Here is a 22,158-nt window from a genome sequence, read left to right on the forward strand (position 1 = left end):
GCAGAAACTGCTCGCTCTTGGTAGAGCCAGCAGTTTCTTTACATATGTCGCATATAGATTTGTTTTTAAAAGCTTTCCATTTTAAAATTGCGCAATCGGTTGCTCAACTTGTTTATGAAAGTAAGTATACACGTGTTTCATATGGGTGCAGCGTACATTGTTCAAGCGTTTCGTTTTTATCCAACGGATAATTATGAATCAGCACTTCTATGTTTGTAAATGAGCTCTCTGAAGGAAACTCGAACGTTTGATTATTCGGTGACATATTACAAATAACAACAGCGGTTTTACCTTCTAATGTTCGCGTATACGCGTAAATAGCGGAATCTTCTTCTGCCAACAGCTTATAAGTTCCATACACCAGCACATCATGCTGTTTTCTAATTTTAATGAGCTGTTTGTAAAAATTCAGTACCGAATTCTTATCACTTTTCTGCTCTTCTACGTTAATGTCTACGTAATTTGGGTTCACTTTCATCCAAGGGTTTCCGGTAGAAAATCCTGCATTTTTTTCTGTATTCCACTGCATTGGCGTCCTTGAGTTATCGCGGCCTGTTTCCCAAATAACTTTCATAATCTCGTCATGTGAATCGCCTTTTTCACGCTGAATACGGTAGTAGTTAATCATCCCAACATCATCATAATCATCAATAGAATCAAATTTAACATTGGTCATTCCAAGTTCTTGTCCTTGATAAATAAACGGTGTTCCTTTCATTAAAAAGTATAGTGCAGCTAAGCACTTTGCACTTTCCACTCGGTAAGCTGTGCTGCCGAATTTATTTACAGAACGAATTTGGTCATGATTTTCTAAATATAAAGCGTTCCAGCCGTTAATTTTTTCTAAACCATTTTGCCAATTAGTTAAAATTGTTTTTAACTCGATTAAATCAAGCGGTTTTTCTTCTCCTTTATCCCACAGTCCCATATGCTCGAACTGAAAAATCATATTGAAGTTTCCGCCATCTTCAGCTACCCACTCATCTGCGCTGTCCGATGTTACACCATTTGCCTCTCCAACCGTCATAATATCGTATTTGGCAAACGTTTTTTCTTTTAGCTCTTTTAAATGTTCTTGAATTCCCGGTCGATTCATATGCCCTTCAAACGATGGCACATAATCTAGCTTTTCAGGGTTCGGCAGATCTGGGAAGCCGGCCACTTTCTTAATATGCGAAATAGCATCTACACGAAAGCCGTCAATTCCTTTATCTAACCACCAGTTAACCATTTCATAAAGCTCATGACGTACTTTTTCGTTTTCCCAGTTTAAATCGGGCTGTTTTTTAGAAAATACGTGCATGTAATATTCTTTTGTCTTTTCGTCGAACTCCCAAGCTGATCCGCTAAAAATAGATTCCCAGTTGTTTGGCTCTTTTCCATCTTTACCTTCGTGCCAGATATAATAATCACGATATGGATTCTCTTTAGCAGACCTAGATTCTAAAAACCAAGGATGTTCATCTGAAGTATGGTTAATAACTAAATCCATAATCAGCTTCATTCCGCGATGGTGAACTTCATCTAACAGCTCATCAAAGTCTTCCATTGTTCCAAAATCTTTCATAATATCTTTATAATCACTGATATCGTAGCCATTATCGTCGTTAGGAGACTGATAAATCGGGCAAATCCAAATGACATCAATTCCAAGATCAGATAAATAGTCTAATTTTGAAATAACCCCTTGAATGTCACCAATTCCGTCGCCGTTTGAATCCATGAAGCTTCGCGGATAGATTTGATACGCAACAGCTTCTTTCCACCATTTCTTTTCCATGTGCTCAACCCCTCAAAATAGTGCTTTTACGTAAGCGTTCGCCTTTACGCATATCGCTATTTTATAATGAATACATGCAAAAAAATAGGTTTTTCACAAAAAAAATCGTTATTCTCTTTTGAATAACGATTCTCACTGCGCTAATTTGTGTTTAAAGGCATAAATGACGGCTTGAGTTCGGTCCTGCACATCCAGCTTACTTAATAAATTGCTCACATGTGTTTTTACCGTCTTTAGCGCAATAAATAATTCGTCTGCAATCTCTTGATTTGTTTTACCCTGTGTCATTAAAAGTAAAATTTCCATTTCACGAGCTGTGAGTTCTTCATGAGGTAAAGACGGCTTTCTCATTTTAGACATCATTTTACCGGTTACTTCAGGCTCTAATACAGATTCCCCCTCATATGTACGGCGAATAGCAGCTGCAATTTCTCCTGCTTTAGACGTTTTTAATAAGTAGCTTGTTGCCCCTGCCTCTAGAGCGGGATATACTTTTTCGTCATCTAGAAAGCTAGTGACAATAATTACTTTTGCTTCCGGCCACTGCTTAATGAGCTGTTTTGTTGCTTCAATCCCGTCCATTTCTTCCATGACTAAATCCATTAAAATAATATCCGGGCGCAGCTGAAGCCCTAATTCAACGGCCTGTTGGCCATTGGCTGCTTCAGCTATTACATGAATGTCTGTTTGAGCCGACAAATACGCTCCTACGCCAATACGAACCATTTCATGGTCATCTACTAACAGTACATTAATCATTTTGCTTCTCCTCTCTTTCTACTAACGGTACTTTTACTTCTAGCTTTGTTCCTTTGTCGGGCAAACTAATAATTTTTAATAGGCCTCCAATTTCAACTGCGCGTTCATACATATTTTGCAGACCGTACGATCCGACTTTCTCCTTTTCTACATCAAAACCAACTCCGTTATCCAAAATACGTAAAATAATGGAAAAGTCACGTTTGATCAGCAGCACGTCTAAAGCTGTTGCATTTGCATGACGCAGCGTATTTGATACGGATTCTTGCAAAATTCTAAACAAGTGGTCTTCAATGCCTTTATCAAGTTCAAACCCTTCTATTTTCCAATTTAATTCAAGCGGTACTTTTTGAGCAAGCTCATTCATCAGTTCTTTCATTCCAGCCTGTAGCGATTTTCCTTTTAATGCTGCAGGACGAAGATGAAGAAGCAAAGCCCTCATTTCAAGCTGTGATTGATTAATCATTTTTTCAACCATCTTTAATTGCTTAGCTTCAGAGTCTTGTAGCGTAAGATTGGATTCCGTAATAGCAGACATAAGCATCGAAGCGGCAAATAGCTGCTGACTAACGGAGTCATGCAGTTCTCTAGCAAGCCGATTTCGTTCTTGAGAAACAATTTCTTGCACTTGCTTTTGCTGATTTTCCACTTTTTCCGTTGCCATCTTTTGAGATTGCTGCGCTTGAAGAATCATTTTATGATCTACTTTGTTTAAACGGCTTATAATTCGAGACGTTTCTTGAATAAGCGGTTCATTTGCCGGCATATGCCGGTGGCCATTTTCTATTTCATATAATCGGTTTTCAACATATGCCCACTGCTGTCTCCACATAAACCCCATGATTCCTCCAATCACACTTCCAATCGTAAGGCTTAAACTGAAGGAAAACAGCACAAAAGGCATGCCAAATACGCTCGTTTTCCATAAGTCGCTAAGTTGAAAAACAGGATATGCAAAAAACACGGTAAGGAGCACGGATACAAATACAAAAAAACTTAAGAAAATCCCCCACAATAACTGCCGTTGAAGAATACTCATATCCTTTGCACCTCTAAATCTCCAATCACAACAGTTGTAACAATCTTCACCCTATGAGCAGATTGATCAAATTCCTCTGTTTTGATAGACAAATTTTCATTGAACGAAAAGCCGCGCTGATGGCCAAAAACCGTTACGTTTCCTGCTAGTTTAGAATGATTCACAGATACTTCTGTTTCGTAAGGAATGAGCACTTTAATATTTCCAAACACTTGACGAATAAAGATAACCGCATCGCCTTTTGGCAGAACAGTATTGCTTAAATCAATCACAATGTCTCCCCATACGCTTTGAATATTAATATCATCCCATTCGTATACGGAGTCTTCGGTTCTTTGACTACCAAGAAGTTTATTTGTCAAAACCGGCCGGACCTGCACCAAACTTTGGTTTGGCTGCTGTGTCAACTCGTCAGTTGGTCTAAATTCAACCGGATGCTTTCGTAATTGAATAAATCTAAGTAAAAAGTACAGGAAAAGAGCAATAACTAAAAACTTAAAGGCAACCGTATTAAATATATTCAACACAAGCCCAATAACGCCAATCCAAAATAACATACGCCCTAATTTTCTTCTCATTTTTTTTCGCCCAATATACATGAACGCACCGGCAATTAATACAGAAAAGATCAAGCCGCTGTGAAAAAACATAATTTCAATAAACAGGACAAATAAGCTGCAAATAAAAATGAACATAAGAGATTCTGTTTTGTTTACGCTTTGCACAGCTCCCTCTCCTTTCTCCTAGTAGATGACATAGCGTTCTTTGGATGCTGCAGATATCTATTCTCTCACCTTAAAAAGACGCAGAAACCTACGCCTTTTTTAGAATACCATGTTTTATGCAGAAACACTGATTTTTTACGATGATTTTACTCTTTTTTCTAATTCAGCAATCTTGCTGTCTACCGTTTGTCTGTAGTAATTTGTATTAATTTGATTTTCAAGCTGGTCAATATAGGTTTCCATTTCGTCAAACTGACTGTAGGACGCATAAGATGCTTCCGTTTTCATTACTGAATTCATACGATGGTGCGCACGGGCAATATTTTCGCGCCCCATTAGTTCCATACGGCGAATATGCATATCTTTTACCTTATGCTTCATTTCTTCATACTTTTGTTCAAGCTCTTCTAACTGCTTGGATGCATCTTCATAAGATTCTTTTACACGCTTTGCTCTCTCTTCGTAGTGAGCATGCTCTTTTACAATAAATTCATGTAATTCTGCTTCTTCAGCTGCTTGCGCCACTTGTGCTTGCTCATGACGTTTTTTCATCATGTCAAGTGCCAGATGGTATTCGCGATTAAACTGCTCTTTTAACATGTGCTGCCGCTCAACAAGCTGCCTTACCTTTTCAGTCTCCTGCTCGCATTGGCGCAAATAGTGATTTAACGCAGCAATTGGATTTTTTTGTTCTTTGTGATCAAGTAATTGATGAAGGTCTGCAGAAATCGTTTCTTTCATTCGAGTAAATAAGTTTCTCATTTTGTTCATCTCCTTAGATAATAAAGTGAAATTTTATTATTTTTGATTTAAGTCAGCCCACTGACGTTCAAAGTGCTTAAACGGATCTTCTTTTTCCATTTTTATAGGCCTGCTGCTGTTCCACTTTTTATATACAATGTAAAGTACTACTGCTGCGATGATACCAGCAAGAGCCGGAAGGTTTGAAACGGTTGTTAAGAGTACGACGACACCAATAAACCCCCAGAACCATTTTTTAAAGGGGGTCTCTGCTTTAACAAACCCTTTAAATGCTACGTACAAAATAACCAAGCCAAGCGCAAGTCCTACCATGGGGCCAGCATTTGCAAGAAGAACGATAGCAGCTACCGCTCCAATCAAAAACAAACCAACTTTTTTCATTTTGTTTCCTCCTTTCGCTTCTCTATATACTTAGTTTAAGGATGATAACGTTTTTTCAAAACGAGCTAGAGCTTTATTTTCTCCTAAGACCTGAGGCTGACAACAAGCTCAGCCTGATTGTACAAAAAAAATGACAGCTTATGATAAGCTGTCATTTTGACATAAAAAAAGCTCTTCCGTTATATGAAGAGCTGGGTTGGATTAAAATATAGTGTATAACAACTATTGTCGATTGCTTTTCAATAACGTTCTGTAAGCCATGTTTTGTACCATTGTACTGCAAGCGGCTAGCTACCTCGTACTCCGGTGGCAATTATCTATCTACAAAATGTAACCATTTTGTCCTTCCTTCCGTTCAGTTCCTTCCAGAAAGTTCCCCTACCATTATTTGGGTTTCTCGCTCGAGGGGTTTACCTCGTTCCACTCTTATCATTTCTGATAAGACTTCGTCACTGTGGCACTTTCAGAGTAGTCAAGCCATATCTTAAAAAGACTTAGGCTTTTTCCCCGCCGTTAGCTTTTAACAGCTACCCTAGCTTATGACTTCGCTAGGCACGAACACTACAGACATCGCAGTCTGTGCGAGCATGGACTTTCCTCTACATCCTCATATGTGATGCAGCAATTACCCGAACGTTATTGATAACGACTTTCCTTAGTATAATAAAAATAGGAGTTGAATGCAACTCCTATTTTTAGGTTATTCGTATAATTTACTTCCAAACACATGTTTTTCTAAGTTTGACAAACGTTTTAAAATATCAAAGTTTGTCGTACCCGCTTGCTGCTGCTGTTGAGCCGGCGGCGGGGTAAACGAAGGTTGTTGCGGCTTTTTAGATAACTCTTCTACTTGCTTTTTTAAGCGTAAATTTTCAGTTTGTAATGCTTCAATTTCTTCATGAAATGCTTCATAATCTTTAATAACAGAATCTAGATACTTATCTACTTCTTCTTGATTATAGCCTCTCATGCCTGTTTTAAATTCTTTTTCTAAAATTTCTTTGGCCGTTAAACGAATTTTATCAGCTAACATCTCTATCACCTCGAATACGATAAACCTTATCTTTATTATAATTCATTTTTTCAAAAATAGCTTCAAATGTCAATTTATCTTTTAAAATGTTTCGTCAAGTGGCGTTAAAAAGACGAAAATTTTTCTTCATCCACGATATCCTGTAAGTCGTGAGACGTCACCATTATAATAGGGTATTCTTCTCGTTCAGCACGCTTTTTAGCCGTTTCTAACATATATTTAGGACTTCCTTCGTGCTCTTCGTCGTAAACTAAACAAATACCTTCACTTTTTTCTACTAAAAATTGATTTTTCAACCGAAACTGTGCTGGACTTTCATATTTCTTTTTTGTGATGCTATCTACATAATCTGCTTGACTTAAGACGAATTCATACAATTCTTTATTGACGTCATTCCATTTTTCTTCCTGCTCCAAAAATGGTGTTAAAACAGCTAACTGAAGCTCGGGATAATCGAGCTGCAGATCAAATACCACTTCTGCTGCCCAAATCTCTACTCCTAGCTGGCCACTAATCAATACCCATTCTAATCCATCTTCTACTAATTCCTGTAATTTTTTATAGAGCGCTTTTTTTATGTATGTAATGCCTTGATGTTTTTCATTAAAAATTCCAAGTTCGAATGGCTTATAACCAGTAACCGTTAGCACCTTCATTATATAACTCCTTTGTAACAAAATAGAATAGGAACTGATGTAATCAGCTCCTATTAACGTACATTATCTAAAATACCCTGAATTAGGTCCTTGATGCGCGCCTTTTGTATGACAGCTTCCTTGGCCGCAACCTTTGTGTCCCGGATAACTAGCACCTGCTACTTGACCTGGGTAGCCTCCCATTTGACCTGGATAACCAGCACCTGCTACTTGGCCTGGATAGCCTCCCATTTGACCTGGATAACCAGCACCTGCTACTTGACCTGGGTAGCCTCCCATTTGACCTGGATAGCCTGCTCCACCTACTTGAGTTGGATATTGCTGCGCGCCGCCAAAAAACTGTTGATTTGAAGTTTCATTTACAACAGATTGTGTTTGCGGGAAGTAATGCACGTGCTTCACATTTGTATGATTCACCAATGTATTATGACTTGGATGAATGTGAGGTACAACTACCTCCTGAGAAGTAAACTGTGTGCAGCATTTTGTTGGATGCACAATTGGTGGCATACATTTTGTTGGTCTTGGATACATATCCTTTTTCCCCTTTCACTGTTTAGTTATTACACTATTACAATATGTGAAGGGTAATGTACATGTACTAAGACAAACACCTATTTTTGACCTACATAAAGGAGTTATACGAATTTTTCAAACTGCTTAAGACAATTACTGTTAAACAAATTAATGCGAAAAATGATACTAAAATCACATTTTTCATGAGGCCTCTCTCCATCTCACCAAAGTTCTGTTTTTAAGCTGTAAGAATACGTCTTACATTGACTAATTTTATCAATGACTGAAAAATAGAACAATATAAAACGTTTACGAAAACAAAAGAATAATAATTCTGAATATTTTAAAATAAATCAGCTGAAGCCTATCCTTTAGCTGATTTATTTTTTAATCTAAGAAGTCTTTTTTCAAGCGCTTCCTTCGACGTTTTTTTCGTCATTCCCTTGAGTTGATTCCACTTCTCCGAGGCTAGCTCAGTATATAGAAGTGCTTGTTGAACATCTTTGAGACGATGCTCATAAATTTTAGCTAACTCAACCAGTGCTTCTATAGCGACGTCACCTTCACATGTTTGAACCAAGGGTTCAAACATGTCCACTGCCTCTTTCCAACTCTTCTCTTTTTTATAATGATAAGCCATCGCTAGCTGAGCTTTTTCATGCTCTTCTTTTTCTTTTTCCGCTACGCCTTGATAAAGAGAGAAAGCGTGCTTGTTCTCCCCCAACTGCTCATACCACCTTGCCACTTCATATGTTTCTTTTTCTGTAAACTCCTCACTAGTAAGGAGATGTTTTGATAAATGAATGTATAAGGTAATAAGCGATAAAATATCATGTTCATTATGTTTCATAATGTCGAATAAGCCTCTTGGATTTTTCGTTTCAATAAAATCAAAATAAATCATGGGAGCTAAGAAACCCGGAATATCATCAACTCGTTCAATTCCAAGTATTTCTTTTTCGACATTCGCAAGCTTAACCGAACCCATTTTATGTTTCCACAGCCTTCTTGACGCATGCAGTAAATCAAAGTGACCGAACTTAGGCAGCTTGGGCAAATGATCTCTCAATAGCGTATGGCGAGTCTTGACGTGAGGCCAATCGAAAGATTTCCCATTATAAGTCACAAGCGTCGTGTAGTCTACTTCTTTTAAAAAACTTTCATAAAATGCTACTTCTCCACTTGGCTCGGTTAATATATGCTGACGAAAAACGACGGAATCTTTTAACACCCTTGCGTATCCTAGCAAAAAGATAGTCGTTCCCGTACCTGTACTAAGCCCCGTCGTTTCCGTATCAAAGAAAAACAAATCTGAATATGTGTGGCCTTTTGATGAAAGCGGATGAGCAACTGTAGACTGATTCCATACTTCCACTACTTTTTTCAGCTCATTAAATTCATAATGTCCATGCTTGTAGTCGAGCGGGTAAACCACTTCTCTGATCATACAGTAGCTGTCTTCGGCAAAGTAAGGCGCAGCATGATTTCCCTTCCATTCCTGCTCATAGGGAATAGACGCGCCCTTAGATCGCTGGGGGTTACTTTCAACCGGAGGCTTCGCTTCTGTAACATGAAGATGCTTTTTCATACGGTTTAATTTATTTTTAAAAGACACGAGTTCACCTACTTTGCAGTTGTTGTAGCAGTACGAGCGCATCGCTTTTCGCGTGTTCTCCCTGTGCTTCCATACCAATACAGGACGGACAGCCGCTTTCGCAAGAACAATTTACAATTAATTGATTAGTTTGACTTAGCACACCATTCATTTGTTCGTATACTTTATCGCTTAGGCCAATGCCTCCCGGGTATCGGTCATATAAGAAGATAGTGGGCTGTTCATTGTGCACCGCTTTTATCTGAGGCACTACATGTAAATCAGACGGATCGCACATCACCATAAGCGGTGCAATTGACTGAATGGCATTTGCCACGGAAATAAGAGCTTGTTCCAATCGTTCTTCAGATTCGTGAAACTGTTCTTTTTCAAAGCTTAGCCACACGGCATTTGTATGAAGCTCTTCTTCCGGAAGTGAAATGGGCCCTGACCCTATGTTTTCATGCGTCTCAAACTTTATTTTTTTAAATATCGTCGCCATGGCGCTGACCATTACATCGCCATAACTGATTGAATATGTCCCTTCCAGTCGTTCTTTATCAGCTTCTAGAACCTTCAAGTTAACCGCCAAGTTTGCATCGGTAAAATAATCTACATCGACTTCACGAACATACGCTTTTTTCTCATCCCAGTCCAAGTATTCTACTTGATACTGAATGCCTTGATGCAAGTAAATCGCCTCATCATGAAGAAGAGTCATAGCACTAGAGCGATCCATTTCTCCAATTACTTTCACATTTGCAACGTCCGATTGATCAATGATGACAACATTTTCTTGGGATGCAGAGCGCAGACTGATATTATGAGCTGGGAAGGAATCATTCATCCAGTACCATTTATCTCCGCTAAAATGAAGCACTCGTTCTTCTTGCAAAAACTCCAGCACGTCTTCAATTTCTACCCCATCAAATGTTTCTCCCTGCTTAAACGGCAGCTCATAGGACGCACATTTTAAATGATCGACTAAAATAACAAGATTATCAGGATTAATTCGAGCTGTTTCTGGATTTCTGCTAAAAAAGTAATCCGGATGCTGAATCATATACTGATCAAGCGGACTTGAACTTGCGACCATCACAATGACGGCTTCTCCATGACGTCTTCCTGCTCGTCCTGCTTGCTGCCAAGCGCTTGCAACCGTGCCTGGATAACCTGTCATTACACACACCTGCAGCTGCCCGATATCCACTCCTAGCTCTAAAGCATTCGTACTGACTACCCCGTAAATACTTCCCTCTCGAAGTCCTCTTTCTATTTCGCGTCGCTGCTTCGGCAAATATCCTCCTCGATACCCTTGAATAGACTTATGTTGAAGCTGATTTTTTACGAGCTCCTGCAGATACGTTAAAATAATTTCCACTCGTACTCGGCTTCGTGCAAATACAATCGTTTGAATTTTATTTTTCAAAAACTCTCCTGCAATATTTCGCACTTCAAGCGTAGCACTTCTTCTAATGTTTAAAGGTTTATTCACAATAGGCGGATTATAAAAAATAAAATGTTTGCGGCCGCTAGGCGCTCCGTTGTTATCTACTAACATAACATGAGCTCCCGTTAAATGTTCAGCGAGTTCTTTTGGATTAGCGATGGTCGCTGATGTACAAATAAAGATAGGATCGCTTCCATAGTAGCGGCAAATTCGCTTTAACCGGCGGATAACGTTGGCTACGTGGCTTCCAAAAACACCGCGGTACGTATGAAGTTCATCAATCACAATGTATTTCAGATTCTCAAACAGTGATACCCATTTCGTATGATGAGGTAAAATAGCTGAATGAAGCATATCCGGATTCGTAATAACGATATGCCCTGCTTTTCTCACCTTTTGGCGGATATTTGCCGGAGTATCTCCATCATACGTGTAGCTATTGATTGGCACTTCCATTTCTTCAATGATTTCATTTAATTCACTTTTTTGATCTTGGGCAAGCGCTTTTGTTGGGAACAAATAAAGAGCTCGAGCTTGATCGTTTTCCATAATACTTTGCAGTACCGGCAAGTTGTAGCACAGTGTTTTCCCCGAGGCTGTTGGCGTAACGGCCACAACATTCTTCTTAGCTGTCGCCAAATCAAACGCTGTTTTTTGATGCGTATAAAGCGAACCAATTCCTCGTTTTTCAAGTGCTTCCCGCAGTTTCGTATGCAAAGAAGCTGGAAATGGCGCAGTTTTAGCTTCTTTCTCTTCGATTGTATGCCAATGAACAATATTTTGCTGATACGATGGATTCGTTTGCAAGATATCTATTACTTCTTGTAAGTTTTTTCGTATTCTCATTTTCATCACCTGCTTCTATTTTAACGAATGAACGTTCGATAGAAAACCATAAGTTTTTGTATGTTTTTGGTGGATTCGGACATGGTATTAATACAGTAAATTTTTCAAGGAGATGTTAAAAATGGGAAGCCCTTATCTTTGCCCTAGCTGCAAAACAAATCGAACGCGCTTTAATATCATTGAACAAAATGCAAAACCTGTAAAAATGGACCCAAGAAGCGGAGACGTCGTAGAAGAATACACAAACGATACGCTCGATGCCTTTCACGCTGCTTATAACGGACCCCAAAAACGCATTCAGTGTGGAGCTTGCGGCTTAGTAGAAGATGAAACCATGTTTGTACGGCATGCTGAATCAAATAAACTTCAATAAAAAAAGGTGGGGCCCTTTGGTCTCACCTTTACTCCTATAACTCTTAGTGCTTTTTCTTGATGGAAAAGCAGACATTTTCATCTAAAAAATTCATGTCTTTTCTTATACAAACATGCTAAAATACCTAAAAAAAGATATGGAGATGATGGTCATGTCATTTCTTCTTTCGCTTTTACCTTTCTCCTTTCTGAAGAAATTTCGTTCCCCTTCAGGAAGAGAAGTTAATGAAGATAAAATGTTCGATAAAACGAATGCAGAAATGCTTCAACAAAGAGTCAAGCTAGTTTCACTTGCTCTTGTCATTTCCTACCCTCTTTATATTTATATAGGGTTTTCTTTACTTCAACATGCGGGGACATCTCAGTTTAGACATACACTAATTGGTATTCATTTCACTAGTTTCGCTCTCTCTTCTCTTTATTTATTCTTCTATTATTTTAGTAAAAGAAAAGAGCGATTTGCTAACTACTTAAGCACCATGGTATATGGCTATATATTTTATTACGTATTTGCTGCAGCACTTTCTACTATTAACAGCCAGCTTTTCACAGGTCGCATAGACGTCTATATGATGCTTTTGATTTCCACAGCTGTTTTATGTCCTATGAAATTAAAACATCTGTGCATTATTTTTATTCCTAACCATCTTTTTTTACTATATGGCTTATCACGATATGTACCGGATTCTTTTTCTCTTATTTCAAAGCAGATCAATACAACTGCAGCAGTTGCTATCGCTTTGCTTATCTCATATATTCTCTATACATACCGTCACAAAGAATATATGAATCATTTAAAGCTAAAAGAAAGCGAACATAATTTTTTTACGCTGTTCAAAATTAATCCCTATCCTTTACTATTAACGAGATTATCCGACCACAAAGTGCTGCTCATTAACAATAAAGCTATTCATTTTTACAATCTTGCTTCTCAAGATCTTGATCAACTAGACGGATTTATAATCTACCCTACTGATGAAGATCGAGAGGAGATTTTAAAACGTCTTCAACAAGAAAAGCATGTAAAAAACTACATCCTAGAAGCACGTGAACATGGAGATTCTAAGTGGGTTATGATCAATTATGAATTACTAGAGTATCAAAGCGAAAGCTGCATACTCGCAGGTATTACCGATATAACCGATTTAAAAGCGGTTGAGCATGAATTGAGCTTGCACGCTTCAACTGATATGCTAACCGGAATTTTAAATCGAAGAAGCGGAATGGAAAAACTGCAGCTGGAACTGCTGAGAGCTAAAACCAATGATACATCTTTTGTATTATGTTTTATCGATATTAATTCCTTAAAACTAGTAAATGATCAATACGGTCATAGAGAAGGCGACTGGCTTATTAAAACAATAGCAGAATCAATTAGTGGTTATATTAGCAAGAATGATACGCTCTTTCGCTACGGAGGTGATGAGTTTTTATTAATTGCTCCTGAACAAACGGAAGAATACGTACACGAGCTGTGGCAAAATATTAATAATCAGCTAGAAGATAAAAAGAAAGAATGTAAGAAGCCATATGCACTGTCTGCGAGTTACGGGTTTATTATATGTGCGCCTTCAGACGACACCAACCTAGATACATTAATTCAAAAAGCAGATGCTGCCATGTACAAGCAAAAACATACGCGCGTTTCTTCCATCTTTAAGTAAACCATCGAAGTCCTTGCGCCATCGCATCAAGTAGATTCGCTAAATAGAATGACCAAGGAATAAATCCGTGCATGAATTACGCATGCACTTTCTTTCTTTGCAAAGAAAAACTATAATAGATGATGCAAGTATTTTACTGATATATGGAAAGGACGTACATATGTTTACAATTAAAGAATATACAGCTGAACAATTGCAGGATCCATTTGGTCTCCTTCTAGGTGAACGCTATGAATTTCATTTATACATTGAGGTAGAAGAAGAGGATGAATTATATACCGGCAGCGACCTAGCACTACGCGTAGTATATATTAAAGGCGAAGATAACACTTCTATTGCCCAGACTCATTTCTACGAAGTTTCAACAAATAAAGTATTAGACTTCGACCTAGAAGAAGAGGAAGAAGCAGCTGTCAAAGAGTTTTGCGGGAAGCATTTACCTTCAGAGGAAGGGACAGATAACGAGGAATAATTAAAAGCGGCTGGAACAAAAGTAGTTTAGTAAAAATCCGAACGATGAATTGAGATTCCTGATGGAGAATCCAACTCGTTCGGATTTTTTCGTAGTGATGATGAACTTAGGTTTCATGTATGTAGGTGCTTATAGCTGTTGATTGGAGGGCAAGGCTCAGCGCCCGCCCGCGGAAAGCGCAGTCTTGCACGGAAACCAACAGCTATGTAACAAGCAATTCATACTAGAGAATCCATTCCATTTGTTCGTCTTTAGATGGGATCGATTTCGTTATGTATCAATATCTTTTTGATTTCGTTTTTCCATTAGCTTTTTAACTACTTCTTTTGGTTCCCAGCATGTAAACTGATAAGCAGGACGAGTTTCATAGCCTAGTCTCTTGCATTGATACTTCATTCCCTTATCCAATTTAATGCTTTGAAAATGTTGACATGTGGCACAGCAATGAAATGAACTCACGCCTTCCCTTCTCCCCTACTTTAATCTATTTTCTTAATCATACAAATAAAACAAATTCGCACAAAAAAAGCTGCCAATCGGCAGCTTTCATATGTAGCGTTGAATTATAATTTTACAACATTCTCCGCTTGAGGTCCACGTTGGCCTTCAACGATTTCAAATTCAACTTTTTGGCCTTCTTCTAATGTTTTGAAGCCTTCAGATTGGATAGCTGAAAAATGAACAAATACATCATTTTCGCCTGGTACTTCGATAAAACCGAAGCCTTTTTCGCTGTTAAACCATTTTACTGTACCTGTAGTAGCCATGTAAAAAACCTCCAAAAAATGTAAAAATTTTAATATGTTACTCTATATTTACATTTATACCGTAAATAAAAAATTCACATATTATAAAAGAGACCTACGCGAAGTAGATCTCCTTTATAACAAGTGAATTTTCACTAAATCTAATTCGAGTATATGGTCAAAACATAGTATTAATTATATTTGGTTGCGTTTACATTATACTATACCTATATGTAGAATGCAAATATTTGGCCACCTTCAACATATGGCTCATCTGTTTTACAAGATATTTACCTTCCTTACGTCAACATGTTATCAATATGGGCGTCGATAATTTCTTTTCGTTTATTTTGCAGAGTTTCAAATAATAGCTTAGCTTCTTCTGAAGTTAACGCAAACGTTGTTGTTTCTTCATGGTTTTCTTCTTTTGTATGAAGCACAAATATGCTTTGTCGGATTTCACTCATACATATTCCTCCTTTTTCGATAGTATAGGCTTTTTTATATTTTTCATGTATGCTTCACACGTTTTTAACAAATTATAAGAAAGGTTAAAACTTATAAGGAGTGATACTATCATGAAGAAATCGTTTTTGTTTGTTGTAGGCTGCATGACGACCCTTTCTTTATTCGGCTGCAGCACAGCAGATCAAGGTAAAGATGGCGTCATTGACGATAATACAGTCCGCAACGTCACATATGAAAATGGAAACAATAAAACGAAAATGAATAACGTAAATAATACGCAAGACGTACAGCGTAATGAGAAAGAACAGTACAATCAGTCCGGCGGAATGAGAGTAGCCGATGTGGCAGCTGATCGTATCGTAGCGTTAAAAAATGTAAAAGATGCTAACGTAATCGTAACCGACCATACAGCTTATGTAGCAGCTGTATTAGACGATAACAAAGAAGGCAATCTCACAAAAGATATGGAGCATAAGATTGCACACGAAGTACGAAAAGCCGACGGCAGTGTTCATCGAGTGTTTGTATCAACAAACCCCGACTTTGTAAACCGTATGAATGGATATGTAGACAAGCTTCAAACGGGTAAACCAGTCTCTGGACTGTTTGACGAGTTTTCAGAAGTTGTTCGCCGCGTGTTTCCAAATTCACGCTAATATACATGAATGTCAAAAGAGCATTTTATAAAATGCTCTTTTTATTTTACCCATTGCATAAAATATTGCATAAAAAATGCACTTATAAGTTTCTGAATATTTTTATTTTATTTTATTTTGAAAGCGTTTTCATTTCTTTATTATAGAGGGATAGGGGATTTTCGCCTCATGTATTTTACGGTTTTGTGGGTTGATAGTAAGGGAAAAGTTTGTTAGTTTTAGAAACCATAAGATGTTTGCATGGCGAGCAGTGCTCGTTTCATGCATAAAAAATGCATAAAGGGGAGATTTGGTGGATATTGGTGTTTATATTTCACTGGGCATTTATTTTGTAGGAATGCTCGGAATAGGATGGTATGCCTACAAAAAAACAACTCAAGACGTATCGGGTTACATGCTAGGCGGACGCGGACTAGGTCCGGCTGTTACTGCGCTTTCAGCAGGTGCTTCAGATATGAGCGGATGGATGTTAATGGGCCTTCCTGGATCCATGTACGTGACAGGTCTTTCAAGTTTATGGCTTGCAGTAGGTTTATCTATTGGTGCTTATTTAAATTATTTAATCCTCGCTCCGCGTCTTCGCACTTATACGGAAGTAGCGAATGACTCCATTACAATTCCGGACTTTTTTGAAAATCGCTTTGGGGACCATGCCAAGGTTCTTCGAACAGTATCAGCGATTGTTATCTTTATTTTCTTCACTCTTTACACTTCAGCTGGTATGGTATCAGGCGGAAGATTGTTCGAATCGGCATTTGGTTTAAATTACCAAATAGGACTATTTGTAACGGCTGCTGTCGTTATTGCCTATACTCTGTTCGGCGGTTTCTTAGCCGTTAGTTTAACAGATTTTGTGCAGGGCGTTATTATGTTCATTGCCCTTGTTTTAGTGCCTATTGTAGCCTTTACTGACTTAGGAGGCGTTGGAACAACAATGGATATTGTAAAAAATATCGATCCAACTTACCTTGATTTATTTAAAGGTACAACCGTAGTAGGGATTATTTCTTTTTTAGCCTGGGGACTTGGCTATTTTGGTCAACCTCATATTATCGTTCGCTTTATGGCGATCTCTTCTATTAAAGAATTAAAGCCTGCCCGTCGTATCGGTATGAGCTGGATGATCCTATCAATCATTGGCGCTATGTTAACGGGTCTTGTTGGAATTGCTTATGTGGATCAAACTGGGATGAAACTTGGGGATCCTGAAACAATCTTTATTAAATTTGCTGATGTTTTATTTAATCCATTAATTACTGGATTTTTATATGCAGCTTTATTGGCAGCGATTATGAGTACTATTTCTTCTCAGCTGCTTGTAACGGCAAGCTCTGTTACAGAAGATTTTTATAAAACATTTTTCCGACGTAAAGCCTCTGACAAAGAGCTTGTAACAGTCGGAAGAGCTGCGGTTTTAGGTGTTGCAATTATTGGTATTTTGCTTTCTTTAAAGCCTAGTGATACGATTTTAGGACTTGTCGGATACGCATGGGCTGGATTTGGTTCTGCATTTGGCCCGGCCATTTTACTAAGTCTTTACTGGAAGCGTATGACTAGATGGGGAGCCCTTGCAGGAATGATTGTAGGTGCAGCTACAGTATTAATTTGGGTAAATACTCCATTGAAAGATGCCCTTTACGAAATGATTCCTGGATTTTTCTTAAGCTTGCTGGCTGTTATTGTAGTAAGTCTGTTAACAAAAAAGCCTTCAGAAGCTGTAGAAGATCAATTTAGAAACATGGAAAGCGTATTAGAACAGCATACAAAATAGTAAAAAAAGTACACAAGTTACGACTTGTGTACTTTTTGCTTTTAATGCAAGCCCTGCAGTCATATATATGTACTAAAGACGGATTAAGGAGGGTTTTTACATGCAACATTCTTATTTCCCTTATGAACCTACACAGCCACTGCGCGCAGATACACAAAATAGAGAAATTAAAGTAACTGGTGAAGGAAGTGCTTCAGCCATTCCAAATGAAATTTCCATGACGATTGGAACGCGCACGGAAAACCGAGACGTTCAAGAAGCCTTAAAAGAAAATTCAGCTGTTTCAAATACTCTGCTGCAAGAGATACAAAAACTTGGAATCAATGACCAGCAAATTGAAACAGCTTCATTCACTATAAATCCTAAATATGATTACAGCGATGGAAAATCGACTCTTACAGGATACGAAGTACAGCATTTGTTTAGAGTAAGAGTACAAGATGTAAAACAAGCTGGCGATGTTTATAACGCTACGTTTTCAAGCGGAGCCAACGTAGCGCAAGATCTTCAATTTCACGTTACAAATGATGATAAATATGAACAAGAAGCGATAAGTAAAGCTTTGCTTAACGCTAAAGAAAAGGCCTTTACCATTGCCAACACGCTGCAGCTCCCTATTAACCAAATCCCCATTTTAATCGAAGAAGGCCCCGTCTATCAGTCATCTGGCTCCTCGCCTAAGTTATTAGCAGCCTCTCCCCCTATCCAAGCTCAGTCCTTGACTGTATCCGCTTCTGTAAAAGTTACGTACACGTATTAATACTTATGATAAACTATAGATTATTATAATGAAGAAACTAATCTAAAGGAGCTCTTTGCACAATGACTTCTGAACATTTACTAGCAGCTTATCAGACCCTATGGTTGAACCGTTCTTTCGCTTCTAAACAAGCCCTGACAAGTGAAGATCAGCTTCACGAAGCCATTCTGAAAGATTTAAAAGATGAAATGACTCATCCACGCGTTCGGCAAACACCGTATGTAAAATATCATCTTGGCATAAAAAGAATTCTAAACAGCAGTCTTTCCTCTGATGAAAAAGTTGCGCTTACGTCCCTATACACAAACCTTTTAGATAGCTGTATATAACAAAAAAAGGACTTCCTTAATGGAAGTCCTTTTTTTATTTAATTAACGCTTTTTTTTCTAAGCTTTGAAAAACAGCGTTAAAGTCTTGCTTCAAATCCTCGAATTCCTCTAGCCCTACTGAAAGGCGAAGAAGTGAATCAGTAATTCCTTTTTCTTCACGTACTTCTTTTGGGATACTTGCATGAGACATTGTTGCAGGATGCGTGAGAATGGATTCAACTGCACCTAGACTAACGCCAATTGAAGCTAATTTGACTCCTTGTAAAATATGTCGTGCTACTTCTTCATCCTGCACTTGGAAAGAAATCATAGCTCCATATCCATTTGCTTGTTCTGAAATGAGTTTGTGGTCCGGATGACTTTTTAAGCCTGGGTAGTATACACGGCTCACTAGAGATTGTTCTTCAAGCCACTTTGCAAACTGCAGCGCTGTTTTTAACTGCTGATCTAAACGAACTTTTAATGTCTTAATGCCTCGAAGCAGTAAAAAACAATCCTGTGGCCCCAAGATAGCACCAAAAGCATTTTGTACAAACTTTACTTCTTCCGCTAGCTTTTCATCGCTTACTACAACTAAACCGCCAATGACGTCACTGTGGCCGCTGATATATTTTGTAGCACTATGAATGACAATATTTACACCAAGGTCAATCGGCTGCTGTAGATAAGGTGTTAAAAACGTGTTATCCACAATTGTAAGGAGATTGTGCTCCTTCGCCAAACTTGCTACTGCTTTAATATCCGTTACCTGTAAAAATGGATTTGAAGGGCTTTCGATATAAATAGCCTTCGTATCTTTTGTGATAGCTTCTTCTACTTTCTCAACCTTCGTTGTATCAACAAAAGTTGTTTTGATACCAAACTTTGAAAATAATCGTGTTAATACACGATATGTCCCGCCGTACGTATCGTGTGAAACTAAAATTTCATCTCCTGATTCAAAAATAGATAACACCGATGAAATAGCAGCCATACCTGATGAAAAAGCAAAACCAGCGTATCCATTTTCTAGCTGAGCAATAGTGTTTTCTAAAGCCTCACGCGTTGGGTTTCCTGAACGAGAATAGTCATAGCGGCCGTTGTTCGTCTCATCTTCTTGATTAAATGTAGATACCTGATAAATAGGTACGTTAACCGCTCCAAAATGACCGTCAATTCCTGTATTTGCATGAATTAAGTTCGTACCAAATCTATGTTTATTATTGTTGGTATGCATCAAATGCCTCCTTCAAATCTTTAATTAAATCATCTGCGTGCTCAATTCCAACTGATAATCGAAGTAAACAGTTTGTTACTCCGACACGATTTCGAATTTCCTCAGGAATATCAGCGTGTGTTTGACGAGCTGGGAATGTCATTAAACTTTCCACGCCTCCTAAGCTTTCTGCAAATGTAATAACTTTAACATTTTCTAAAAGTACTGACACGATGTCAGGGTGTGAGACAGCAAAAGAAATCATGCCTCCAAATCCAGTTGCTTGTTTCTTCATGATTTCATAGCCCGGATGTGTTTCAAGACCAGGGTAATACACTTTTTCCACGAGATCATGAGCAGTAAGCCAATTTGCAATTTTCAGTGCGTTTTCGTTATGTTTTTCCATACGAAGCGCTAGCGTCTTAATACCGCGCAATAACAGCCAGCTATCTTGTGGACCTAAGATTGCCCCAGCTGCATTTTGATAAAAACGAATTTTTTCTCCTAAGCTACTACATCGAGCGACTACAAGACCAGCAACTACATCATTATGACCCCCAATGTATTTGCTTGCACTATGTATCACAATATCTGCTCCAAGCTCTAAAGGACGCTGATAGTAAGGGGACATGAATGTATTGTCAACGATAGTAAGCAAATCATGCTGTTTAGCTAACGCAATTGCTTCTGGCAAATCCGTCACGTGCATCATTGGATTTGTAGGTGTTTCAATAAATAAAGCTTTCGTGTTGGGACGAAGCGCATCTTTTACTTGCTCGAGATGGGCTGTGTTGACGTACGAAACAGTAATTCCTTGCTCTGAAAAGATTTCATTTAGTACTCGGTACGTTCCTCCGTATAAATCCTCTGATACAATTAAATGATCTCCGTTTTTAAATAGCGCTAAAACTGACATTACACCCGCCATTCCTGAAGCGAATGCTACTCCTACTTCGCCTTTTTCTAAAGCAGCAATTGCTTCTTCCAATGCCGTACGAGTAGGGTTTGCCGTACGTGCATAGTCAAATCCTGTACTTTGCCCTAAAGCAGGATGAGCAAATGTTGATGCTTGGTAAATGGGTGTTGTAATAGAACCTGTTGAAGGGTCACGACCTACTCCTGAACGAACTAATAAAGTTTCAATTTTCATCTATTTCTCTCCTTAACTCAAAATAAAAAACACTCTTCACAGATGGAAGAGTGTTCGTTTATACACGATTTCTCTCATCTGTTAGAACAATACTGATGTTCCACAGGAATTAGCACCGTTCAAATGAATGTTTCATTTGATGGTTGCCGGGCATCGCAGGGCCAGTCCCTCCGCCACTCTTGATAAGAGTTCTATATAATTGTTGGTGGTTAACGTTTGTTGTTACTAACTTTAATAAAGATTTTCTTTATTGTCAACATAATTTTCTAAAAAATTTAAATCATCTCATTTGTTTATTCAATATACTTGTCCTGATAAGTACATAAAAAAAGAGACGACACCGAGGTCTCTTTTTCTAAGGCAAGTGCACAGATTTTACGTGAGCTAACTTCCAATACATACTTTCTCCATTTGCCGTAATTAGTTCAACAATATTAGTAGAAACTTCTTTAAGTACGCCAATTTTTTCTGATTGATCCCCTAAATCTAATACGACCAGTTGATTTTCATATTTTTTAAGCTGCTCTTCAAAGTTTCTGACAAAAGGTGCAGAGGCAGGCCTTACTGGAAGCTCTTTGTCACTTAAAGAATAAGGGGTTAACTCATTACTATAAGGGGTAAGCCATTTCAAATGATGTAAAGAAACAAAGACATTTTTATACACTGGAGAATAAAACACAAGATAATCATTCAGCACGCTTGTAATATAGCCATGCAATGATTTTCCTCCTGTTACATAAATTTCGATAAATTTTCCTTTTGCCTGCTGTAAAATATTACGATAAGAAATCCGCTGGCTTTCTTCTATTAAGTTCTCTTCTATGGTTCGTAAAGGTGTATAATCTTCTTCTGAAACCTCTCGCAAGCGATGTATGTGTAAAAGAGGAATATACAAATAATCATGTCCATTATATAAAACCATTACATCTAACCCGAGATCAACAAGTTTTCCTACAAACGATGTTTTACCTGATATATCGACTTCAACAATTTTATCGATATAATGATTCATACTCATACTCATTCTCCTCCTT

General features: G+C 38.1%; 24 protein-coding genes, 1 other RNA gene and 1 riboswitch. Of the genes, 7 read left to right on the forward strand and 18 right to left on the reverse strand.

Annotation, left to right across the window (positions count from 1 at the left end; genetic code table 11):
• Positions 1 to 112: 112 nt before the first annotated feature.
• The 12 genes from ACWATA_RS17075 to ACWATA_RS17130 form a co-directional block, all read right to left on the reverse strand.
• Positions 113 to 1,780: a glycoside hydrolase family 13 protein gene (locus ACWATA_RS17075; RefSeq protein WP_028414051.1), complete on the reverse strand. Its 1,668-nt coding sequence runs from the start codon at positions 1,778 to 1,780 to the stop codon at positions 113 to 115.
• A 132-nt stretch (positions 1,781 to 1,912) separates the two neighbouring features.
• On the reverse strand, positions 1,913 to 2,539 hold the full coding sequence (locus ACWATA_RS17080) for a response regulator (RefSeq protein ID WP_028414052.1): 627 nt from the start codon (positions 2,537 to 2,539) through the stop codon (positions 1,913 to 1,915).
• Positions 2,532 to 3,578: a sensor histidine kinase gene (locus tag ACWATA_RS17085; protein ID WP_028414053.1), complete on the reverse strand. Its 1,047-nt coding sequence runs from the start codon at positions 3,576 to 3,578 to the stop codon at positions 2,532 to 2,534. Before ACWATA_RS17085 ends, ACWATA_RS17080 begins: the two co-directional genes overlap by 8 nt.
• Positions 3,575 to 4,303, reverse strand: coding sequence for a cell wall-active antibiotics response protein LiaF (gene liaF, locus ACWATA_RS17090; protein WP_028414054.1), 729 nt, complete (start codon positions 4,301 to 4,303; stop codon positions 3,575 to 3,577). Before liaF ends, ACWATA_RS17085 begins: the two co-directional genes overlap by 4 nt.
• Before the next feature lie 135 nt (positions 4,304 to 4,438).
• Entirely contained in the window at positions 4,439 to 5,065 is a 627-nt protein-coding gene (locus ACWATA_RS17095; protein WP_430080003.1) for a PspA/IM30 family protein, read from the reverse strand.
• Between the two features lie 36 nt (positions 5,066 to 5,101).
• Positions 5,102 to 5,446 (reverse strand): lmo0954 family membrane protein, encoded by a 345-nt coding sequence (locus tag ACWATA_RS17100; protein WP_028414056.1) that lies wholly within the window; start codon positions 5,444 to 5,446, stop codon positions 5,102 to 5,104.
• 248 nt (positions 5,447 to 5,694) lie between these two features.
• Positions 5,695 to 6,083: RNase P RNA component class B (gene rnpB / locus ACWATA_RS17105), an RNA gene on the reverse strand.
• 63 nt (positions 6,084 to 6,146) lie between these two features.
• A complete protein-coding gene (gpsB, locus tag ACWATA_RS17110; protein ID WP_013056140.1) occupies positions 6,147 to 6,479 on the reverse strand; it encodes a cell division regulator GpsB in 333 nt (110 codons plus the stop codon).
• Positions 6,480 to 6,583: 104 nt separating this feature from the next.
• Positions 6,584 to 7,135, reverse strand: coding sequence for an SLOG family protein (locus ACWATA_RS17115; protein ID WP_028414057.1), 552 nt, complete (start codon positions 7,133 to 7,135; stop codon positions 6,584 to 6,586).
• 63 nt (positions 7,136 to 7,198) lie between these two features.
• On the reverse strand, positions 7,199 to 7,669 hold the full coding sequence (locus tag ACWATA_RS17120; protein WP_074678352.1) for a spore coat protein: 471 nt from the start codon (positions 7,667 to 7,669) through the stop codon (positions 7,199 to 7,201).
• A 346-nt stretch (positions 7,670 to 8,015) separates the two neighbouring features.
• Positions 8,016 to 9,266, reverse strand: a complete 1,251-nt coding sequence (locus ACWATA_RS17125; RefSeq protein ID WP_221831818.1) for a ribonuclease H-like domain-containing protein — start codon at positions 9,264 to 9,266, stop codon at positions 8,016 to 8,018.
• A gap of 4 nt (positions 9,267 to 9,270) precedes the next feature.
• Positions 9,271 to 11,541, reverse strand: coding sequence for a DEAD/DEAH box helicase (locus tag ACWATA_RS17130; protein WP_473049995.1), 2,271 nt, complete (start codon positions 11,539 to 11,541; stop codon positions 9,271 to 9,273).
• 121 nt (positions 11,542 to 11,662) lie between these two features.
• Between ACWATA_RS17130 and ACWATA_RS17135 the strand changes: the two genes are divergently transcribed.
• The 3 genes from ACWATA_RS17135 to ACWATA_RS17145 all read left to right on the forward strand — a co-directional run bounded on the left by ACWATA_RS17135 (position 11,663) and on the right by ACWATA_RS17145 (position 14,049).
• Entirely contained in the window at positions 11,663 to 11,914 is a 252-nt protein-coding gene (locus ACWATA_RS17135; RefSeq protein WP_013056134.1) for a hypothetical protein, read from the forward strand.
• Positions 11,915 to 12,065: 151 nt separating this feature from the next.
• Positions 12,066 to 13,577: a sensor domain-containing diguanylate cyclase gene (locus ACWATA_RS17140; RefSeq protein ID WP_473049996.1), complete on the forward strand. Its 1,512-nt coding sequence runs from the start codon at positions 12,066 to 12,068 to the stop codon at positions 13,575 to 13,577.
• A 160-nt stretch (positions 13,578 to 13,737) separates the two neighbouring features.
• Entirely contained in the window at positions 13,738 to 14,049 is a 312-nt protein-coding gene (locus ACWATA_RS17145) for a DUF6509 family protein (RefSeq protein WP_047751363.1), read from the forward strand.
• 270 nt (positions 14,050 to 14,319) lie between these two features.
• On the opposite strand, the gene ACWATA_RS17150 is transcribed toward ACWATA_RS17145, so the two are convergent.
• The 3 genes from ACWATA_RS17150 to ACWATA_RS17160 form a co-directional block, all read right to left on the reverse strand.
• Positions 14,320 to 14,508, reverse strand: coding sequence for a hypothetical protein (locus tag ACWATA_RS17150; protein WP_028414062.1), 189 nt, complete (start codon positions 14,506 to 14,508; stop codon positions 14,320 to 14,322).
• Positions 14,509 to 14,612: 104 nt separating this feature from the next.
• Positions 14,613 to 14,816 (reverse strand): cold-shock protein, encoded by a 204-nt coding sequence (locus ACWATA_RS17155; protein WP_013056130.1) that lies wholly within the window; start codon positions 14,814 to 14,816, stop codon positions 14,613 to 14,615.
• A gap of 278 nt (positions 14,817 to 15,094) precedes the next feature.
• Entirely contained in the window at positions 15,095 to 15,262 is a 168-nt protein-coding gene (locus ACWATA_RS17160; RefSeq protein ID WP_165573336.1) for a hypothetical protein, read from the reverse strand.
• 111 nt (positions 15,263 to 15,373) lie between these two features.
• Here ACWATA_RS17160 and ACWATA_RS17165 point away from each other — a divergent pair, with 111 nt between their 5' ends.
• The 4 genes from ACWATA_RS17165 to yoyC all read left to right on the forward strand — a co-directional run bounded on the left by ACWATA_RS17165 (position 15,374) and on the right by yoyC (position 18,779).
• On the forward strand, positions 15,374 to 15,919 hold the full coding sequence (locus tag ACWATA_RS17165; RefSeq protein ID WP_473049997.1) for a YhcN/YlaJ family sporulation lipoprotein: 546 nt from the start codon (positions 15,374 to 15,376) through the stop codon (positions 15,917 to 15,919).
• Between the two features lie 292 nt (positions 15,920 to 16,211).
• Positions 16,212 to 17,690: a sodium/proline symporter PutP gene (gene putP / locus ACWATA_RS17170; protein ID WP_047751365.1), complete on the forward strand. Its 1,479-nt coding sequence runs from the start codon at positions 16,212 to 16,214 to the stop codon at positions 17,688 to 17,690.
• A 100-nt stretch (positions 17,691 to 17,790) separates the two neighbouring features.
• The gene (locus ACWATA_RS17175) at positions 17,791 to 18,450 is read left to right on the forward strand and encodes an SIMPL domain-containing protein (protein ID WP_099330771.1); all 660 of its coding nucleotides are present in this window, start codon (positions 17,791 to 17,793) and stop codon (positions 18,448 to 18,450) included.
• Positions 18,451 to 18,512: 62 nt separating this feature from the next.
• A complete protein-coding gene (gene yoyC / locus ACWATA_RS17180) occupies positions 18,513 to 18,779 on the forward strand; it encodes a protein YoyC (RefSeq protein WP_028414066.1) in 267 nt (88 codons plus the stop codon).
• Between the two features lie 34 nt (positions 18,780 to 18,813).
• Here yoyC and ACWATA_RS17185 read toward each other — a convergent pair whose 3' ends face one another.
• The 3 genes from ACWATA_RS17185 to ACWATA_RS17195 all read right to left on the reverse strand — a co-directional run bounded on the left by ACWATA_RS17185 (position 18,814) and on the right by ACWATA_RS17195 (position 22,142).
• Positions 18,814 to 19,995, reverse strand: coding sequence for a trans-sulfuration enzyme family protein (locus ACWATA_RS17185; RefSeq protein ID WP_340926376.1), 1,182 nt, complete (start codon positions 19,993 to 19,995; stop codon positions 18,814 to 18,816).
• The gene (locus ACWATA_RS17190; protein WP_028414068.1) at positions 19,979 to 21,124 is read right to left on the reverse strand and encodes a trans-sulfuration enzyme family protein; all 1,146 of its coding nucleotides are present in this window, start codon (positions 21,122 to 21,124) and stop codon (positions 19,979 to 19,981) included. Before ACWATA_RS17190 ends, ACWATA_RS17185 begins: the two co-directional genes overlap by 17 nt.
• Before the next feature lie 71 nt (positions 21,125 to 21,195).
• Positions 21,196 to 21,313, reverse strand: a riboswitch (SAM riboswitch).
• 166 nt (positions 21,314 to 21,479) lie between these two features.
• Entirely contained in the window at positions 21,480 to 22,142 is a 663-nt protein-coding gene (locus ACWATA_RS17195; protein WP_340926375.1) for a DUF2642 domain-containing protein, read from the reverse strand.
• Positions 22,143 to 22,158: the final 16 nt, after the last annotated feature.

Source organism: Priestia sp. USM5 (assembly GCF_058323215.1).

Bases quoted from the DNA above. Each gene is read 5' to 3' on its own strand.
- ACWATA_RS17075 (WP_028414051.1), bottom strand. From the start codon at position 1,780: ATGGAAAAGAAATGGTGGAAAGAAGCTGTTGCGTATCAAATCTATCCG.
- ACWATA_RS17080 (WP_028414052.1), bottom strand. From the start codon at position 2,539: ATGATTAATGTACTGTTAGTAGATGACCATGAAATGGTTCGTATTGGC.
- ACWATA_RS17085 (WP_028414053.1), bottom strand. From the start codon at position 3,578: ATGAGTATTCTTCAACGGCAGTTATTGTGGGGGATTTTCTTAAGTTTT.
- ACWATA_RS17095 (WP_430080003.1), bottom strand. From the start codon at position 5,065: ATGAGAAACTTATTTACTCGAATGAAAGAAACGATTTCTGCAGACCTT.
- ACWATA_RS17100 (WP_028414056.1), bottom strand. From the start codon at position 5,446: ATGAAAAAAGTTGGTTTGTTTTTGATTGGAGCGGTAGCTGCTATCGTT.
- gpsB (WP_013056140.1), bottom strand. From the start codon at position 6,479: ATGTTAGCTGATAAAATTCGTTTAACGGCCAAAGAAATTTTAGAAAAA.
- ACWATA_RS17115 (WP_028414057.1), bottom strand. From the start codon at position 7,135: ATGAAGGTGCTAACGGTTACTGGTTATAAGCCATTCGAACTTGGAATT.
- ACWATA_RS17120 (WP_074678352.1), bottom strand. From the start codon at position 7,669: ATGTATCCAAGACCAACAAAATGTATGCCACCAATTGTGCATCCAACA.
- ACWATA_RS17130 (WP_473049995.1), bottom strand. From the start codon at position 11,541: ATGAGAATACGAAAAAACTTACAAGAAGTAATAGATATCTTGCAAACG.
- ACWATA_RS17135 (WP_013056134.1), top strand. From the start codon at position 11,663: ATGGGAAGCCCTTATCTTTGCCCTAGCTGCAAAACAAATCGAACGCGC.
- ACWATA_RS17140 (WP_473049996.1), top strand. From the start codon at position 12,066: ATGTCATTTCTTCTTTCGCTTTTACCTTTCTCCTTTCTGAAGAAATTT.
- ACWATA_RS17145 (WP_047751363.1), top strand. From the start codon at position 13,738: ATGTTTACAATTAAAGAATATACAGCTGAACAATTGCAGGATCCATTT.
- ACWATA_RS17155 (WP_013056130.1), bottom strand. From the start codon at position 14,816: ATGGCTACTACAGGTACAGTAAAATGGTTTAACAGCGAAAAAGGCTTC.
- ACWATA_RS17160 (WP_165573336.1), bottom strand. From the start codon at position 15,262: ATGAGTGAAATCCGACAAAGCATATTTGTGCTTCATACAAAAGAAGAA.
- ACWATA_RS17165 (WP_473049997.1), top strand. From the start codon at position 15,374: ATGAAGAAATCGTTTTTGTTTGTTGTAGGCTGCATGACGACCCTTTCT.
- ACWATA_RS17175 (WP_099330771.1), top strand. From the start codon at position 17,791: ATGCAACATTCTTATTTCCCTTATGAACCTACACAGCCACTGCGCGCA.
- yoyC (WP_028414066.1), top strand. From the start codon at position 18,513: ATGACTTCTGAACATTTACTAGCAGCTTATCAGACCCTATGGTTGAAC.
- ACWATA_RS17185 (WP_340926376.1), bottom strand. From the start codon at position 19,995: ATGCATACCAACAATAATAAACATAGATTTGGTACGAACTTAATTCAT.
- ACWATA_RS17190 (WP_028414068.1), bottom strand. From the start codon at position 21,124: ATGAAAATTGAAACTTTATTAGTTCGTTCAGGAGTAGGTCGTGACCCT.
- ACWATA_RS17195 (WP_340926375.1), bottom strand. From the start codon at position 22,142: ATGAGTATGAATCATTATATCGATAAAATTGTTGAAGTCGATATATCA.